The organism is Nocardioides lianchengensis (assembly GCF_900101465.1).
Taxonomy (GTDB): Bacteria; Actinomycetota; Actinomycetes; order Propionibacteriales; family Nocardioidaceae; genus Nocardioides; species Nocardioides lianchengensis.
Window position 1 is genome coordinate 189,071 of the sequence record NZ_FMZM01000008.1, and the last position, 16,039, is coordinate 205,109.

The window sequence follows — 16,039 nt, forward strand, 5'->3', positions numbered from 1 at the left end:
GTTCGGGGTCGTTCGGACTCCGGCGCCCGCCCCGTCGTCGTACGGCCCGAAGGGACACGATCGCCGGGACAGCTCCCCCAACCCCCGGAGGTCTCGGTGCCCGACGGCCCCACCCCGCATCCTGCGATCGAGCGCGGACCCGCGCCGGAGGAGGACACGACCTCGTGGCTCGGCCTGGCCGCCACGACCGCGTTCTTCGGCGCCCTCGCCGGCGCCCTCACGATCCCGTCCCTCTGGGACTCCTGGATCGTCGAGAACGACAGCCGCCGCTTCGGCGGGCTTCTCGGCCGGCTGGAGGACCTCGGCCGGTTGCCCGTGGCCGGCGTCCTCGGCCTCGTCGCGCTGGTCGGGCTGGTCGCCCTCGTCCACGAGCTCCGGACCGACCGAGAGGACTCCTGAGATGGGTCTGTTCGACAAGCTGACCGCCAAGCTCGCCTCGATGGGCATCGACCACGCCGCCGTCCTCGCCGGGCAGCTCGGCCCTGAGGACGCCTTCGTCGCCACGGCCGGCGTGCTGCCGGCGGCGTACGGGCGGGGCGGCGGAGGCCGCCTGCTGAACGGCACCCAGATCGCGATGAAGGCCGTCGATGCCGCGACCAACGCGGTGTCCGGCAAGAAGCACGTCGGGGGCGACGCCGACAGCATCGCCGCGGCGCTCCCGCGCGAGGGCGAGCTCCGGTACGCCGCCCTCAGCGCTCGCGGGCTCTCGCTGTGGGACTTCGGCCTCAACGGCCAGCAGGACCCGCCGACCTTCGTGCTGCGGATCACCGGCGAGCAGGTGCGCTCGGTCGTCGACACGGGCAAGAGGGCCCAGGGCGGCGCGGTCGTCGTCCGGTTCACCTTCACGGACGGGTCGTTCTTCGACTACCGGGTGCTGCCGAACGGGCAGCAGTTCATCACGGCCTGCGCGGAGCGTTGGCCGGCCTGATCCTCGGGACGACTCAGTCGGATGCCCGGCGGAGGCGCTTGCGCTTCTCGCCGGGCATCGGCTTGCGCACGACGGTGACCGCGCCCATCAGCGCGACGCCGCGGACCCGTACGTGCGGGGAGGCCGGGCCGATCTCGGGATCGACCTTGGCCCGGCCCTCCTCGAAGGTGCCCATGATCCCGACCCCCTCGACCGTGACCCGGGTCCAGGCGTTGACGATGACGTCGACGGCCCCCATGACGGCGTTGGCGGTGATGACGACCTCCGGCGTCGTGAAGACCGCCTCGCGCAGGTCGATGTCGACCCCGCCCATCATCGTGAACGCCGTGTGGATCGGCGGGACCTCCCAGACCCCCTTGCGGTCCGTCCCGCTCATCACCGCGATGCTCGTGCCGTAGCGCGGCGCCCCGGTCGGCGCCGGCAGCTGGCCGGGCCGCGGGGCCGGCACCAGACCGGTCGGCAGCGGGGCCTCCGCGCCGGGCAGGTCGACGACCAGCGGCACCAGGTCGCCGTACACCTTCGCGGCGTACGCCGCCTCCAGCCGCTCGTCGAGCTCCTCCAGGTCGATCCGGCCCTCGCCGGCGGCCTGGCGCAGGAACTCGGCCGTGCGGTGCCGGTCGTCGTCGGAGATGCGCTGCTGGTGCGGCTCGATCACGGCACCAGGGTAGTGCGGGCGGACCGGGCCCGGTCCCGCTCGGGGCGGCGGCTCTGCCGCTCGGCGAGCGCCTCGGCCTCGTCGTACCAGCGCACGGCGGTGGCGGGGTCCTCCCCCGCGGCGGCGAGGTCGCCCAGGGCGAGCATCGCCTCGACCTCGGGCGAGCCCCAGCCGTGCTCGCGGGACCGGGCCAGCGCCCCCTCCAGGACGCGGACGCCGGCCGCCGGGTCGCCCTGACCGGCCAGCAGCCGCCCGCGGGTGACGTCGAGCAGGGCCAGCGCCTCGCCCAGCTCGTGCCGGGCCAGGGCGGTCTCGGCGTGTGCCAGGTCGGTCGCACACGCCTCGAGGTCGCCGACCTGCTCGCGGTGCCGGGCCAGCCAGCCCCGGCTGATCGCCGCCAGGGTGGCGAATCCGCCCGTCTCCAGCTCGGTCACGGCCTCGATGCCGAGCCGGACCGCCCCGACCGGGTCACCGAGCGCCTCCGCGAGCAGCGGCCGGTTGCTGCGCACGATGGCCAGCGCGAGGTCGTCGCCCGCGCGGGCGGCGTACTCCTCGCAGGCGTCGTAGACCTCCGCACCGATCCGGGGGTGACCGAGGAGGCGCAGGGTGTCGGCGAGGTTGCCGAGCGCCCGACCGCGGGCCTGGTCATGCCCGCGCGCGGCCGCGAGGCGGACCGAGCGGGCGTAGGCGTGGACGGCGTCGCGGTAGCGACCGCGGTGCTTGTGGATGTTGCCGATGCCGTTCACCACGCGCGCCGCCTCGGTGTCGGCGGGATCCTCGACGTCGTGGGCCCGCTCCAGCTCGGCCAACGCCTCGTCGAGCCGGCCGCGCATCTCGAGGCTGCGGGCGCGCAGGCGCCGTACGCCGCGGTCGTCGACGCCCGCGTCCAGGGCGTGCGTGCAGAGCGCGTCGCAGGTCGCCCACTGGCCGGTCACCTCCAGGTGGTCGGCCAGCAGCAGCGCGACGTCGGCGGTCGCCCGAGGACGCCCCCACCCGGGGGCCGCGTCCGCGACGGCGAGCAACGACGACTGCTCGTCAGTGAGCCAGCCGACGTCCGGGTCGCCCGCCGGTGCGTGCTCACGGGTCCGCTCGACCACGGTGTCGAGCAGCCGCTCACGCGCGGCCTGCTGGGCCGACCGCGGGTCCACGATGAGCCCGAGGTGGGTCGCGAAGGCCCGGACCACGTCGTGCAGGAGGTAGCGCCCGCGTCCGTCCTGGCGGAGCAGCTGCTCGGCGACCAGCTGCTCGAGGTGGTCCGCGGCCACGTCCTCGGCCACCCCCGCCAGCGCCGCGACGACCCACTCCGTGAGCTCGGGCCCGGGGTGCAGGGCCAGGGCCCGGAGGGTCGCGGCGACGTCGACGGGAAGTAGGTCGTGGCCCATCCGCAGCGCCGGGCGGAGCCGCTCGTCGCGCGGGAGCGCCTCGAGCCGGGCGGCGTGGTCGTCCAGGGTCCACTCCGGCTGGGCGGCGACCAGCGCCCCGGCGACGGTGAGGTCGAGCGCCATCCGGCCGCAGGCCCGGACGATCCGCTCCGCGGCCGCCCGGTCCTCGACCCGTACGTCGCGACCGCCGGTCCGGGCGAGCAGGTCCAGCGCAGCGGATTCCGAGAGCTCGGTGAGGACCACCTCTCGGTGCTCGGTGGCGCGGGGCAGGCCGGTCAGCGCCCGCCGCCCGGTCACCAGGACGCGGGCCCGCGGCGGGATGGGGAGCAGCGCGGCGACCGGCGTCGCGTCGCGGACGTTGTCGAGCAGCACCACGGCCGGCGTCGCGGACAGCTCGCGCCACAGCAGCTCGCGACGGCCCGCGAGGTCCAGGGCGTCGTACCGCTGCGGGACGACGCCGAGGCCGACGAGCAGGCCACCCAGCACGGCCGAGGGGTCGAGCGGCGGCCGCTCGGGGTCGTAGCCGCGCGCGTCCAGGCCGACCGTGCGGCAGGCCGGGCCGAGCCGGTCCTGCCAGACCCGGGCCACGTGGAGCGCGACCTCGGTCTTGCCGATGCCGGCGAGGCCGACGACCGAGGTGACGCCGCCGGGCGGGTGCGCCACCACCGTGCGCAGCACCTCGTCGCGGCCGACCAGCTCCCGGCGCGGCCGGACCAGCGGCGGCCGCTCCGGGGCCGCGCCCGCCCCGTGCACGTCGCGGAAGGCCGCCCGCCAGTGCGCCAGGTCGCCGGCGGGCACCCCGAGCACGGTGACCAGATCGAGGTAGAGCTCGCCGTCGAGGCGTCGCCGCCCCGGCCGGAAACAGTCGTAGACCGTCACCTTGCCCGGCCGGCCGGTGCGGAGCCCACGCTCGCTCCTCAGCCCGCCGACCCGCGTCGCGAGGGCGGCGTACGACGGGCCGCCCGCCCAGGCCCGCAGCTCGGCCAGGGCGCGGGTGAGATCGTCGAGCGTCGTCGCCCCGACCGGGCGAGGTGCCCGGTCGCCGCTGCTCACCCCGCGATCCTAGTCAGGCCTCTCAGCCGTCGGTCGCGACCACCAGCACCGGGATCGGGTCGACGACGATCCGGACCCGGGTGCCCGCGGCGAGGGCCTGCGCCTCGGCGTTGCCGAGCTGGGCGACCACCAGGGTGCCGTCCCCGAGGGCCGCCGTCACCCGGGACAGCCCGCCCAGGAAGGCCACCGACAGCACGGTCGCCGTACCGGTGTCGTCGGCGACGAGCGACACGGACTCGGGACGGACGAGCGCGACCCCGGACCCCTCGGCCGACCCCGCCAACGTGGGGACGGGGGTGCCGAGGACGTCGGCGACGCCGCCGGAGACCCGCGCGGGGATCCGGTTGCTGAGCCCGACGAACTCGCCGACGAACGGCGTCGCCGGGGCGCTGTAGAGCTCGGCGGGCGTGGCGATCTGGTCGAGGCGCCCGGCGTTCATGACGCCGACGCGGTCGGCGACGGCCAGCGCCTCCTCCTGGTCGTGGGTGACGAACAGGGTCGTGGTGCCGACGTCGAGCTGGATCCGGCGGATCTCGTCGCGCAGCTGCACGCGCACCTTGGCGTCGAGCGCCGAGAGCGGCTCGTCGAGGAGCAGCACCGCCGGCTCCACGGCCAGGGCCCGGGCCAGGGCGACCCGCTGCTGCTGGCCGCCGGAGAGCTGGTTGGCGTAGCGGCCGCGGTGCTGGGCCAGGCCCACCAGCTCGAGCATCGCCGTCGCGCGGGCGTGCCGCACCTTGCGCGAGCGGCCCCGCAGCTTGAGCCCGAAGGCCACGTTGTCGAGGACCGTCAGGTGCGGGAAGAGGCTGTAGGCCTGGAAGACCATGCCCATGTCGCGCTTGTTCGCGGGTACGCCGCTGATGTCGCGGCCGCCGACGGTGATGGTGCCGGCGTCCTGCCGCTCCAGTCCGGCCAGGATCCGCAGCGCCGTGGTCTTGCCGCAGCCGGAGGGTCCGAGCAGCGCGACCAGCTCGCCCGGCCCGAGCCGGAGGTCCAGTCCGTCGAGCGCGTGCACGTCGCCGTACGAACGGCGCAGACCGCTCATCGACACGGCCAGGCCGGCGTTCGGGTTCTCGTCGGTCATGGTCACTTCCCTCCGGAGGTACGCCGGCGCCGGTCGAGGAACGACAGGAGCACCAGCAGGACAGCGGCGAACAGGATCGAGGCCAGGGAGAGGGCCATCGACTGGGGAGCGTCGCTCTTGCCGAGCAGGACGATCACCACGGGCAGGGTCTCGTAGTTCTGCAGGGAGGCGACGGTGTACTCGCCGAGCACCAACGCGACCGAGATGAAGGCGGCACCGAGCACCCCCGTCCAGATGTTGGGGGTGATCACCCGGACGATCACGGTCAGCCAGCTCGCGCCGAGCGAGCGGGCCGCCTCCGCGAGGGTCACCGCGTCGATCGACGACAGGGCGGCGTCGAGGGAGCGGTAGGCGTAGGGCAGCACCAGCACGACGTACACGAAGGTGAGCGTCAGGGCGGAGTCCCCCATGAAGTAGTGCACCCAGGCGTAGACGTTCTTGATCCCGACCACGATCACCAGGGCCGGGATGGTCAGCGGGAGCAGGCACAGGAACTCGACGAGCCGGGAGGCTCGCGGCACCCGGAGCCGGACCCAGATCATCGTCGGCACCAGCAGCACCACCATCCCGACGACGGTGAGCAGCGCCAGCAGCACCGACGTGGTGATGGCCTCGGTCAGGGTGGGGTCGTCCAGCAGGGTCCGCCACGCCTCCCCGGTGCGCTCCCCGGTCCCGGGGACCTTCGTGCTGAAGTCGAGGAGGGCGGCCAGCGGCAGCAGGAAGAACAGGCCGAAGGCCAGCAGCAGCACCCAGCGGAGCACCCGCCACGTCGTCGAGCCGGTCACGAGAGCCACCTCGACGTCCGCTTCAGGAGCCAGGCGTACAGCGCCATCACGATCGCGACGACCACCACCATCTCGAGGGCCAGCGCGTAGCCGAAGTTGGCCTGCCCGAGGACGATCTCGCTGGTGAGGGCGGAGCGGATGAGCAGCGGAGTGATCGGCGCACCCTGGCTGACCAGCGCGGCTGCGGTGGCGTACGCCGCGAACGCGTTGGCGAACAGCAGCAGCGCCGAGCCCAGGAAGGCCGGCCGCAGCAGCGGCAGGGCCACCTGGAACCAGTACTGCCGGGTGCTCGCCCCGAGGTTGACCGCCGCCTCCCGCCACTGCGGGCGCAAGCCCTCCAGCGCCGGCAGGAAGACGATCACCATCAACGGGATCTGGAAGTAGGTGTAGACGAGGACCAGGCCCGGCAGCTCGTAGAGCCACGCCGACCCGGCGTCGTCCCGTCCGAGCACGTCGGCGAGCAGGTTGGTCAGCAGGCCCCCGAAGCCGAGCGTCGCCATCCACGCGAAGGCCAGGGTGACGCCGCCGAACTGCGCGAGGACCCCGCAGACCGCGGTGACCGCGCGTCGCATCACGCTCGTGGGCGGGGCCGTCACCACCAGGTAGGCCAGCAGCGCCCCGAGGACCGAGCCGACGGCGGCCGACGAGAGCGACAGCAGCAGGCTCTCGCGGAGCGCGCGCATCGGCGTCTCCTCGGTGAGGGCGCGCACGCGATCGAGGGAGAAGCCGCCGTCGTCACCCTGGAAGGCGCCGATGACGACGGTCACGGTCGGGACCAGCAGGAAGATGCCGATGAAGACGAGGAACGGGAGCAGCCCGAGGACGGGACCCGGCCGCAACCGGGTCCCGCGCCTCCGGTCGGCTGCCGGCCCCGTCTCCGGGGCCGGCAGCGGAGCGGTCGTGGTCACTTAGGAGATGGCCTTCGCCCAGTTCTCGGCGAGGTACGCCGCCATGGTCTCGGTCTGCTCGTTGGTCGGGACCACCGGCGTGCCGGTGACCTCCGGCAGGGCGTCGTACAGCTCCTGGTCGATGGTGCCGGCCTCGACCATCGCGTCGGCGCGCACCGGGCGGGCACCGCCGGCGAGCCAGAGGTTCTGGCCCTCGTCGCTGTAGAGGAACTCCTGCCAGAGCCGAGCCGCTGCCGGGTGCGGGGCATCGGCGTTGATGGCCTGGAAGTAGTAGCCCGCGATCGGGGCGTCCTCGGGGACGAAGACCTTCCAGCTGTCGAGCTTGGCCGACTCGGCGGCGTTGAGGTAGTCCCAGTCGATGACGACCGGGGTCTGGCCCGACTCGATGGTCGCGGCCGTCGGGTCGACCGGCAGGAAGCTGCCGGCCTTCTTCAGCTCGGCGAAGTAGTCGACGCCCGGAGCGATGTCGTCCGCCGAGCCGCCGTTGGCCACCGAGGCCATCACGACGCCGCTGAACGCGGCACCGGCCTGGGTCGGGTCGCCGTTGAGCGCGACCTTGCCCTTGAACTCCGAGCCGAGTAGGTCGTCGAGCGACGTCACGTCCGGCACCTTGGCGGAGTCGTAGCCGACCGACATGAAGCCGCCGTAGTCGTTGACCCAGGTGCCGTCCGGGTCCTTGAACTCGGCCGGGATGTCGTCGAACGTCTCCACCTGGTACGGCGCGAACATGTCGGTGTTCGCGAGCGCCACCGACTGACCGAGGTCGAACACGTCGGGTGCGCGGTCGGTGCCGGCGAGCTGGTTCGCCGCGTTGATCTCGTCCTGGCTCGCCGCGTCGGGCTGCGCCGAGTTGACCGTGATGTCGTACTTGGCCTCGAAGGCGTCGATGATCGCGCCGTAGTTGGCCCAGTCCGGGGGCAGGGCGATGACGTTGAGCTCACCCTCCTCCTCGGCGGCGTCGACGAGACCCTCCAGGCCCCCGAGGTCGGCGGCCGACGTGGCCTCGGCGGCGTCGGCGGAGCTGCCGGACCCCGAGTCCTTGTCGTCCTCGGGAGGAGCGCAGGCCGCGAGCGAGATGAGCGACGCGACCGCCAGGACCGAGATGAACGAGGTGCGTACCTTCACGTGTTCTCCTGATTCAAGGGCGCATGGGATTGCGCCGGCGCTCACCCTGAGGGGTGGGCATGGCTCGGACGGTACTCCTAGGTGGCCTTTCGGAGGTCCTGCGATGAACGACCACGGCGCGGCGTACGCTGGCGGCTCGTGGCGACCGAACCAGAGTTCCGTTACTCCGACCTCCTGCCCCTCGGCACCGACGAGACGCCGTACCGGCTGATCACGACCGAGGGCGTCTCGACCTTCGAGGCCGACGGCCAGACGTTCCTGCGGGTCTCCCCCGAGGCGATCCAGCGGCTGACGTCGGAGGCGATGCACGACATCTCCCACTACCTGCGCCCGGCGCACCTGGCCCAGCTGCGGAAGATCATCGACGACCCCGAGGCCTCCGGGAACGACCGGTTCGTGGCGCTCGACCTGCTGAAGAACGTCAACATCTCCGCGGGCGGCGTGCTGCCGATGTGCCAGGACACCGGCACCGCGATCGTGATGGGCAAGAAGTCCGAGGGCGTGCTGACCGGCGTCGATGACGGCGAGGCGATCTCCCGCGGCGTGTACGACGCCTACACGAAGCTCAACCTGCGCTACTCCCAGCTGGCGCCGCTGACGACGTACGACGAGAAGAACACCGGCACCAACCTGCCCGCGCAGATCGAGCTCTACTCGACCCCGCAGACGAGTGGGCCAGATGGGATTCCTCGGCAGGAGTACAAGTTCCTCTTCATGGCCAAGGGCGGCGGTTCGGCCAACAAGTCGTTCCTGTTCCAGGAGACCAAGGCGGTCCTCAACCCGACCCGGATGCTGGAGTTCCTGGACGAGAAGATCCGCTCCCTCGGCACGGCCGCCTGCCCGCCGTACCACCTGGCGGTGGTGATCGGCGGCACCAGCGCGGAGTTCGCGCTGAAGACCGCCAAGTACGCCTCGGCGCACTACCTCGACCACCTCCCGACCGAGGGCTCGATGTCCGCTCACGGCTTCCGCGACCTCGAGTTGGAGGAGGAGGTCTTCAAGCTGACCCAGTCGTTCGGCATCGGCGCCCAGTTCGGCGGCAAGTACTTCTGCCACGACGTCCGCGTCGTCCGGCTCCCCCGGCACGGCGCGTCCTGCCCGGTCGCGATCGCGGTGTCCTGCTCGGCCGACCGCCAGGCGCTCGGGAAGATCACCCCCGAGGGCGTCTTCCTCGAGCAGCTGGAGACCGACCCCGCGCAGTACATGCCCGACGCCGGCGTCGCCGAGGACATCGCGGGCGGCGAGGTCGTCCAGATCGACCTCAACCAGCCGATGAGCGAGATCCTCGCCGAGCTGCGCAAGCACCCGGTGAAGACCCGGCTCTCGCTGACCGGCCCGCTGGTCGTCGCGCGCGACATCGCGCACGCGAAGATCAAGGAGCGGCTCGACGCGGGCGAGGAGATGCCGCAGTACCTGAAGGACCACCCGGTCTACTACGCCGGCCCGGCCAAGACGCCGGAGGGGATGGCCTCGGGCTCGTTCGGCCCCACCACCGCGGGTCGCATGGACTCCTACGTCGAGCAGTTCCAGGCCGCGGGCGGCTCGATGGTGATGCTGGCCAAGGGCAACCGCTCGAAGGCCGTCACCGAGGCCTGCCACGCCCACGGCGGCTTCTACCTCGGCTCGATCGGCGGCCCCGCGGCCCGGCTGGCCCAGGACTGCATCCGCAGCCAGGAGGTCATCGAGTACGCCGAGCTCGGCATGGAGGCGGTCTGGAAGATCGAGGTCGAGGACTTCCCCGCCTTCATCGTCGTCGACCACCAGGGCAACGACTTCTTCACCGACCCGTCCGGCACCGTCACGGTCCCCGTGACGGGCCTCCGCGTCCGCTCCGCCCAGTAGCCCCACTGCCCAGTCAGCAGAAGTGGAGGGCCGAGTCAGCACCAGTAGTGCTGACTCGGCCCTCGGTTTCTGCTGACTCGGCGATCAGGCGCGGGCGGGCTCCCGGGCCTCCTTGCTGAGGACCGGCTCGCCGACCTGCTGGCGTCCGGACAGCGCATGGTCGAGCGAGAGCCGGCCGGGGCCGACGGCGGCGAACACCAGGCCGGCCAGGCCGATCACGCCGACCAGCTCCCAGCCGCCCTCGCTGGCCATCACCTCCGTGCCGCGGTGGGCGAACCAGAAGGCGCCGGCCATGTTCGCGGCGACCAGGACGCCGACGACCTGGGTGATCAGGCCGAGCAGGAGCAGCGCCCCACCGACCAGCTCGACCAGGCCGGCGAACACGGCGGCGGCGTACGGCGCGGGGATGCCCATCATGTCGAAGCCGTCGGCCGTGCCGCCGAAGCCGTTGGTGACGACCTTCTGCCAGCCGTGGCTGACCAGCACGACGCCGAGCAGGACCCGGGCGAGGAGGAGGACGGCGTCCTGGGCGGACGCGGGTGCGTGGTTCCCGAGGAGTGACTTCACGATGCTGCCTTTCCGAGGAGGTAGTTGATCGTTCACCGACCACGGTAGGCAGCAAGCATGAGAGAACGGTGAGAGCGCGGTGACGACTGTGTGTCAGTAGCTGCGGTTCGACTCCTTGTTGCCGGCCGGCTTGCCGTTCGGCCCGGCATCCTCGCCCTCCTCGAGCGCGTTGTCGGCATCGGGGTTGCCCGCGACGCCCTGGTCGTCGGAGATCTCGGTGTCGGCGTCGGCCGGGTCCATCGCGCCGACCTCAGAGACCTGGCCGGCGGATTCCTGCGCGTCGTCCTGGTGCTGGTTCATGTGCGCCCGGTACCCGGAACCTCCCGCGCGACGCGGACGTTGGACAGGGGTGACCCCCAGGAGGACCCGATGAAGTGCCCGACCGACGAGACCACGCTGGTGATGAGCGAGCGCAGCGGGATCGAGATCGACTACTGCCCCACCTGCCGGGGCGTCTGGCTGGACCGGGGTGAGCTCGACAAGATCATCGACCGCTCGCTGGGCCAGCCCGCCGCGGCCGCACCGGTGCCGCCGCCGGCCCCCGCGCCGTCGTACGAGCGCTACGACCGCGACGACCGCCGGGACGACCGCCGGGACCGTGACGACCGGCGCTACGACGACCGCCGCTACGACCAGGGCTCCTACAAGAAGAAGCGCAAGGAGAGCTGGCTCAGCGAGATCTTCGACTGACGTCGGGCCGCCCGGACCGGCCTGGCAGGCTGTCCGGGTGGAGTACGTCGAGGTCGCGCGCGCCGAGTCCGAGCGCGGAGAGCTGGTCCTGCGGGAGCGCCGCGACGAGGGTGCGCCGGTGGTGCTGGAGCTGCGCGCCAACGGCGTCTTCGTGATGGACACGCTCGAGACCAGCACCGAGCAGGCCCTCGCCACGGCCGCACTCGACCTGGTCGCCGACCCACGGGCGGTCGTCGTCGGCGGGCTCGGCCTGGGCTTCACCCTGCACGAGGTGCTCGCCGACAGCCGGGTCGAGCGGTGCGCGGTCGTGGAGATCGAGGAGGCGCTGGTCGGCTGGATGCGCGACGGCACCGTGCCGCACGGCCCGACCCTGCTGGCCGACGAGCGCGCGGCGCTCGTGGTCGCCGACGTCGCGGTCGCGATGGCCGAGGCGCGGCCGGCGTCGTACGACCTCGTGCTGCTGGACGTCGACAACGGTCCCGGCTACCTGGTCCACGACACCAACGCCCGGCTCTACCAGACCCGTTTCCTCGAGACGGCGCGCGCGGCGCTGCGGCCCGGCGGTGCGCTGGTCGTGTGGTCGGCCGACGTCGCGCCGGACCTCGAGACCACGCTGGCCGGCGTCTTCGGCAGCGCCGAGGCGAGGCCGCTGGAGGTCCGACTGCAGGACCGCGACGAGCACTACTGGCTCTACGTCGCGCGGGTACCGTCGCAGGAGTGAGCGACGACCAGCAGTTCCGCACCGAGCACGACTCCATGGGCGAGGTCCTCGTCCCGGCCGACGCCCTGTGGCGGGCCCAGACCCAGCGGGCGGTGGAGAACTTCCCGATCAGCGGCACCCCGATCGAGCCCCGGCTCGTCCAGGCGCTCGGCACGGTCAAGCAGGCCGCCGCGTGGGCCAACTTCGAGCTGGGCGTGCTGCCGCGGGAGCAGGCGTACGCGATCCGGGACGCCGCCGCCGAGGTGGCCGCCGGGACACACGACGCGGAGTTCCCCATCGACGTCTTCCAGACCGGCTCGGGCACCAGCTCCAACATGAACGCCAACGAGGTCATCGCCAGCCTGGCCGCCCGCGCCGGCACCGAGGTGCACCCCAACGACCACGTCAACGCCAGCCAGTCCAGCAACGACACCTTCCCGACCGCGATCCACGTCGCGGCGACCCTGGCCGTCGTCGACGACCTGCTGCCGGCGCTCGACGTCCTCGCGACATCGCTCGAGGCGAAGGCCGAGGAGTTCGCGGGCCTGGTGAAGTCCGGCCGGACGCACCTGATGGACGCCACCCCGGTCATGCTCGGCCAGGAGTTCTCGGGGTACGCCGCGACCGTCCGCTACGCCGCCGAGCGACTGGCCTCGGTGCTCCCCCGGGTCCGCGAGCTGCCCCTCGGCGGCACCGCCGTCGGCACCGGCATCAACACCCCCGCCGGCTTCGCGGAGCGCGCGATCGCCGTACTCGGGGAGCTGACCGGGCAGGAGTTCACCGAGGCCCGCAACCACTTCGAGGCCCAGGGCACCCGCGACTCGCTGGTCGAGCTCAGCGGGGTCCTGAGGACGTACGCCGTCGGCCTCACCAAGGTCTGCAACGACCTGCGCTGGATGTCGTCCGGCCCGACCACCGGTCTCTCCGAGATCCACCTGCCCGACCTGCAGCCCGGGTCGAGCATCATGCCCGGCAAGGTCAACCCGGTGCTCCCGGAGGCGACGCTGATGGTCTGCTTCCAGGTCGTCGGCAACGACGCCGCGGTCACCGCGGCCGGCGCGAGCGGCAGCTTCGAGCTGAACGTGGCCATGCCCGTCATCGCCCGCAACGTCCTCGAGTCGACCCGGCTCCTGGCCGCCGCCTCGCGGGTCCTCGCCGAGCGCTGCGTCGACGGCATCACCGCCAACCCCGAGCGGATGCGGCAGTACGCCGAGTCGTCCCCCTCGGTGGTCACGCCGCTCAACAAGCACATCGGCTACGAGGCCGCCGCCAAGATCGCCAAGAAGGCGCTCGCCGACGGCGCGACGATCCGCGAGACCGTCCTGGCCCTCGGGTACGTCGACCGCGGCGAGCTCACCGAGGAGCAGCTCGACGAGGCGCTCGACGTGGAGTCGATGACCCACCCCTGAGCGGCGTCAGCCGGCGAGTCGGTCCAGCTCCTCGCCGAGCTCGTGGCGCAGGCCGTCGTACGCGGGGTCGTCGTACGGCGCGGGCGGGACCCGGCCCTCCCAGTGCCACCGGGCGGCCGGCCAGCCGACGACCTCGGCCGGCTCCCAGTGGTAGCGCGGGGTGACGTGGGCATGCAGGAACGCGTCGGTGTTGCCCTGGATCTCCAGGTTGATGCGGCGGAACCCCTCGGGGTCGCGGCGCGCGCACACGGCGGAGACGGCGCGACCGAGGAGGGCCATGTCCTCCAGGAAGACCAGCTGTCGTGCCGGCGACAGGTCGGTCAGCTGGTCGATGCCCGGGGTGTCGCTGACCAGCACGCAGTAGCCCGGCAGGTGCTGGTTGTCGCCGATGACGGCGAACCCGGCCCGCATCCGGCGCAGCACGGTCGGGTTGGTGCCGGCGAGGGCCGCGCCCACGCGGTCGGTGCGGAAGTCGGAGGACACGTCGTCCATCCAGCCCTCACCGAGCCGTCGATCCGTGGCCGACACGCCGCAGAAACGGGGCATTCAGTGACGGGTCGGCGTTTCACGGGAACGGGGCGAGTGCTCCTAGCCTTCTCCGGTGTCCGCCAGCCCCACCGTCCTGACAGTCCTCCGCTCGCCCCGCCTGCTGCGCACTGAGGTGGTCGCGGGGCTCGTGGTGGCGCTGGCGATGATCCCGGAGGCGCTGTCGTTCTCGGTGCTGGCCGGGGTCGACCCGCGGGTGGGGATGTTCACCAGCTTCACCATGGCCGTGACCGCGGCGGTGCTCGGCGGCCGGCCCGCGATGGTCTCCGGCGCGGCCGGCGCCACGGCGCTGGTGATCGCTCCGTTGGTCGCCTCGCACGGCATGGAGTACCTCATCGCCACCGTGCTCCTCGCCGGGGCGATGCAGCTGGTGCTGGGCCTGGCCGGGCTGGGCCGGCTGATGAGGTTCATCCCGCGCTCGGTGATGGTGGGCTTCGTCAACGCCCTCTGCCTCCTCATCTTCGTCGCCCAGGTGCCGCACCTGGTCGGGCACGGCGGCCCCGTCTACGCGCTCGCGGTGCTGGCGGTCGTGGTCCTGGTGCTGCTCCCCCGGGTCACTCGGGTGGTGCCGGCGCCGCTGATCGCGGTGCTGCTGCTGGGTGTGCTGGTCGCGGTCGGCGGCCTCGACGTACCCCTGCTCTCCGGGGAGGGCGAGCTGCCGACCAGCCTGCCCGGCCTGGTCTGGCCGGACGTGCCGATGACGGGCGAGACGCTGCGGGTGATCGCGCCGTACGCCCTGGCGGTGGCGCTGGTCGGGCTGATGGAGTCGCTGATGACCGCCAAGCTGGTCGACGACCTCACCGACACCCGGTCGAGCAAGACCCGCGAGGCGCTCGGCCAAGGCGGCGCGAACCTGGTCACCGGGTTCTTCGGCGGCATGGGCGGCTGCGCGATGATCGGCCAGACGATGGTCAACGTGAAGGAGGCCGGCGCCCGCTCGCGCGTCTCGGCGTTCATGACCGGCGTGTGGCTGCTCGTCCTCGTCGTCGGCCTAGGCGAGACGGTGGGCCGGATCCCGATGGTGGCCCTGGCCTGCGTGATGACGGTCGTCGCGGTCACCACCTTCGACTGGCACAGCATCCGGCCCGCGACCCTGCGGCGGATGCCGCGCAGCGAGACCGCCGTGATGCTCGTGACGGTGGCCGTCGTGGTCGCCACCGAGAACCTCGCCATCGGCGTCGTCGCCGGCGTGCTGGTCGCGATGATGCTCTTCGCCCGCCGCGTCGCCCACCTGGCCGAGGTCACTCGCGAACTGTCACCGGACGGCGGCACCGCGACGTACCGCGTCACCGGCGAGCTGTTCTTCGCCTCCAGCAACGATCTCTACACGCAGTTTTCGTACGCCGAGGACCCGCCGCGGGTCGTGGTCGACCTCACCGCCTCGCACGTCTGGGACGCCTCGACCGTCGCCGCGCTGGACGCGGTCGAGACCAAGTACGCCGCCCGCGGGGTCACCCTGGAGATCGTCGGGCTGAACGCCCCGAGCGCGGCCATGCACGGCCGGCTGAGCGGGACCTTGTCGTAACCCGCAAGCCAAGATCGGGTCTCGTCACGCGGGTCGCGACTTCGCTAGTACCAGCCAGTGCTCTGGCTGTGGCCCCAGGCGCTGCACGGCGAGCCGTAGCGGTCGCGGATGTAGCCGAGGCCCCACTCGATCTGGGTGACCGGGTTGGTCATGTAGTCGGCACCGAGGTCGTGGGTGGCGGTGAGCGCCTGCGGGATGCCGTAGGCCGAGGACGACGGGTTGTCGGCGTGGATGTTCCAGCCGCTCTCCTTGGTCCACAGCGAGTCGAGGCAGCCGAACTGGTCGGACGAGAAGCCGTACTCGCCCAGCAGCGCCCGGGCGATGTCGCGCGGGTCGTTGTCGGAGAGGGACTCGGTGACCGTCATCGCCCCACCCTCGGCCTGCGACAGCGCGGCGACCTTCACCGGGTCGGAGGCCTCGCGGCGGTCGGAGCGCGAGACGACCGGGGTGCGCGCCGGCGCCTCGGCGGCCGCGGTGGCGCCGGTGTCGGCAGCCTGGTCGTCCCGGGTCGCACCCAGGTCGGCGGCCGCGGCGCTCACGGTGTCGGGCGCGGACCCCAGCAGTCCGCCGGAGATGGTCGCACCGGTCGCGGCGACGGCCACGGAGGACATCACCAGGGTCGTCCGGATCGCCTTCTTGGGAGCGTCGGCGGAGACGGGTCGCTTCGGGGCACCGCGGTGCGTGGGGACGTGCTTGACGTGCTTCGACACAGGGGATGGCTCACGGGTAGGGGTCGTGGGTCCCGACCACCCTGCCCGACGGGCAGGAGGGTCGCAAACCGAACGTCCGGTTGTTGAGGACTTCTTGAGGCTGCGGTGACGACCCGAGTGCCCCACGAGTCAC

17 protein-coding genes are annotated in these 16,039 nt (G+C 72.6%); 7 read left to right on the forward strand and 10 right to left on the reverse strand.

What is annotated here, in order from left to right; genetic code table 11:
- The first annotated feature begins 96 nt into the window (after nucleotides 1–96).
- Both BLT76_RS25420 and BLT76_RS15835 read left to right on the forward strand, forming a co-directional pair.
- The gene (locus BLT76_RS25420) at nucleotides 97–399 is read left to right on the forward strand and encodes a hypothetical protein (RefSeq protein WP_139175570.1); all 303 of its coding nucleotides are present in this window, start codon (nucleotides 97–99) and stop codon (nucleotides 397–399) included.
- A 1-nt stretch (nucleotide 400) separates the two neighbouring features.
- The gene (locus BLT76_RS15835; RefSeq protein ID WP_090858116.1) at nucleotides 401–928 is read left to right on the forward strand and encodes a hypothetical protein; all 528 of its coding nucleotides are present in this window, start codon (nucleotides 401–403) and stop codon (nucleotides 926–928) included.
- Nucleotides 929–941: 13 nt separating this feature from the next.
- On the opposite strand, the gene BLT76_RS15840 is transcribed toward BLT76_RS15835, so the two are convergent.
- From BLT76_RS15840 to BLT76_RS15865, 6 genes are read right to left on the reverse strand one after another with little or no spacing between them, the layout of a single operon-like run.
- Nucleotides 942–1,583 carry a DUF1707 SHOCT-like domain-containing protein gene (locus BLT76_RS15840; RefSeq protein ID WP_090858120.1) on the reverse strand — a complete coding sequence of 214 codons (642 nt, stop codon included), beginning with the start codon at nucleotides 1,581–1,583 and terminating at the stop codon, nucleotides 942–944.
- The gene (locus tag BLT76_RS25755; RefSeq protein WP_170867089.1) at nucleotides 1,580–4,018 is read right to left on the reverse strand and encodes a tetratricopeptide repeat protein; all 2,439 of its coding nucleotides are present in this window, start codon (nucleotides 4,016–4,018) and stop codon (nucleotides 1,580–1,582) included. Before BLT76_RS25755 ends, BLT76_RS15840 begins: the two co-directional genes overlap by 4 nt.
- 22 nt (nucleotides 4,019–4,040) lie before the next feature.
- Nucleotides 4,041–5,099, reverse strand: a complete 1,059-nt coding sequence (locus tag BLT76_RS15850) for an ABC transporter ATP-binding protein (protein ID WP_090858123.1) — start codon at nucleotides 5,097–5,099, stop codon at nucleotides 4,041–4,043.
- A gap of 2 nt (nucleotides 5,100–5,101) precedes the next feature.
- Nucleotides 5,102–5,884: an ABC transporter permease gene (locus BLT76_RS15855; protein ID WP_090858126.1), complete on the reverse strand. Its 783-nt coding sequence runs from the start codon at nucleotides 5,882–5,884 to the stop codon at nucleotides 5,102–5,104.
- Nucleotides 5,881–6,792, reverse strand: a complete 912-nt coding sequence (locus BLT76_RS15860; RefSeq protein WP_211752999.1) for an ABC transporter permease — start codon at nucleotides 6,790–6,792, stop codon at nucleotides 5,881–5,883. Before BLT76_RS15860 ends, BLT76_RS15855 begins: the two co-directional genes overlap by 4 nt.
- On the reverse strand, nucleotides 6,793–7,917 hold the full coding sequence (locus tag BLT76_RS15865) for an ABC transporter substrate-binding protein (RefSeq protein WP_090858132.1): 1,125 nt from the start codon (nucleotides 7,915–7,917) through the stop codon (nucleotides 6,793–6,795). It lies immediately after the preceding gene.
- Between the two features lie 138 nt (nucleotides 7,918–8,055).
- Between BLT76_RS15865 and BLT76_RS15870 the strand changes: the two genes are divergently transcribed.
- Nucleotides 8,056–9,759, forward strand: a complete 1,704-nt coding sequence (locus BLT76_RS15870) for a fumarate hydratase (protein ID WP_090858135.1) — start codon at nucleotides 8,056–8,058, stop codon at nucleotides 9,757–9,759.
- Between the two features lie 84 nt (nucleotides 9,760–9,843).
- On the opposite strand, the gene BLT76_RS15875 is transcribed toward BLT76_RS15870, so the two are convergent.
- On the reverse strand, nucleotides 9,844–10,326 hold the full coding sequence (locus BLT76_RS15875; protein WP_090858138.1) for a DoxX family protein: 483 nt from the start codon (nucleotides 10,324–10,326) through the stop codon (nucleotides 9,844–9,846).
- A gap of 93 nt (nucleotides 10,327–10,419) precedes the next feature.
- Nucleotides 10,420–10,626 carry a hypothetical protein gene (locus BLT76_RS25760; protein ID WP_090858141.1) on the reverse strand — a complete coding sequence of 69 codons (207 nt, stop codon included), beginning with the start codon at nucleotides 10,624–10,626 and terminating at the stop codon, nucleotides 10,420–10,422.
- A 69-nt stretch (nucleotides 10,627–10,695) separates the two neighbouring features.
- Here BLT76_RS25760 and BLT76_RS15885 point away from each other — a divergent pair, with 69 nt between their 5' ends.
- Genes BLT76_RS15885 through BLT76_RS15895 form a run of 3 tightly spaced genes read left to right on the forward strand, consistent with a single transcriptional unit; the run spans nucleotide 10,696 to nucleotide 13,125 of the window.
- Nucleotides 10,696–11,016: a TFIIB-type zinc ribbon-containing protein gene (locus BLT76_RS15885; protein WP_090858144.1), complete on the forward strand. Its 321-nt coding sequence runs from the start codon at nucleotides 10,696–10,698 to the stop codon at nucleotides 11,014–11,016.
- A gap of 37 nt (nucleotides 11,017–11,053) precedes the next feature.
- Entirely contained in the window at nucleotides 11,054–11,737 is a 684-nt protein-coding gene (locus tag BLT76_RS15890) for a spermine/spermidine synthase domain-containing protein (protein ID WP_090858147.1), read from the forward strand.
- Complete coding sequence (locus tag BLT76_RS15895; protein ID WP_211753001.1) at nucleotides 11,734–13,125, forward strand: class II fumarate hydratase; 1,392 nt, start codon at nucleotides 11,734–11,736, stop codon at nucleotides 13,123–13,125. Before BLT76_RS15890 ends, BLT76_RS15895 begins: the two co-directional genes overlap by 4 nt.
- Before the next feature lie 6 nt (nucleotides 13,126–13,131).
- On the opposite strand, the gene BLT76_RS15900 is transcribed toward BLT76_RS15895, so the two are convergent.
- Complete coding sequence (locus BLT76_RS15900) at nucleotides 13,132–13,617, reverse strand: HIT family protein (protein WP_211753003.1); 486 nt, start codon at nucleotides 13,615–13,617, stop codon at nucleotides 13,132–13,134.
- A gap of 109 nt (nucleotides 13,618–13,726) precedes the next feature.
- Between BLT76_RS15900 and BLT76_RS15905 the strand changes: the two genes are divergently transcribed.
- Nucleotides 13,727–15,196: a SulP family inorganic anion transporter gene (locus BLT76_RS15905; RefSeq protein ID WP_244509433.1), complete on the forward strand. Its 1,470-nt coding sequence runs from the start codon at nucleotides 13,727–13,729 to the stop codon at nucleotides 15,194–15,196.
- Nucleotides 15,197–15,240: 44 nt separating this feature from the next.
- Here the strand turns inward: BLT76_RS15905 and BLT76_RS15910 are convergent, their stop codons facing one another.
- Nucleotides 15,241–15,906, reverse strand: coding sequence for an aggregation-promoting factor C-terminal-like domain-containing protein (locus tag BLT76_RS15910; RefSeq protein ID WP_090858149.1), 666 nt, complete (start codon nucleotides 15,904–15,906; stop codon nucleotides 15,241–15,243).
- Nucleotides 15,907–16,039: the final 133 nt, after the last annotated feature.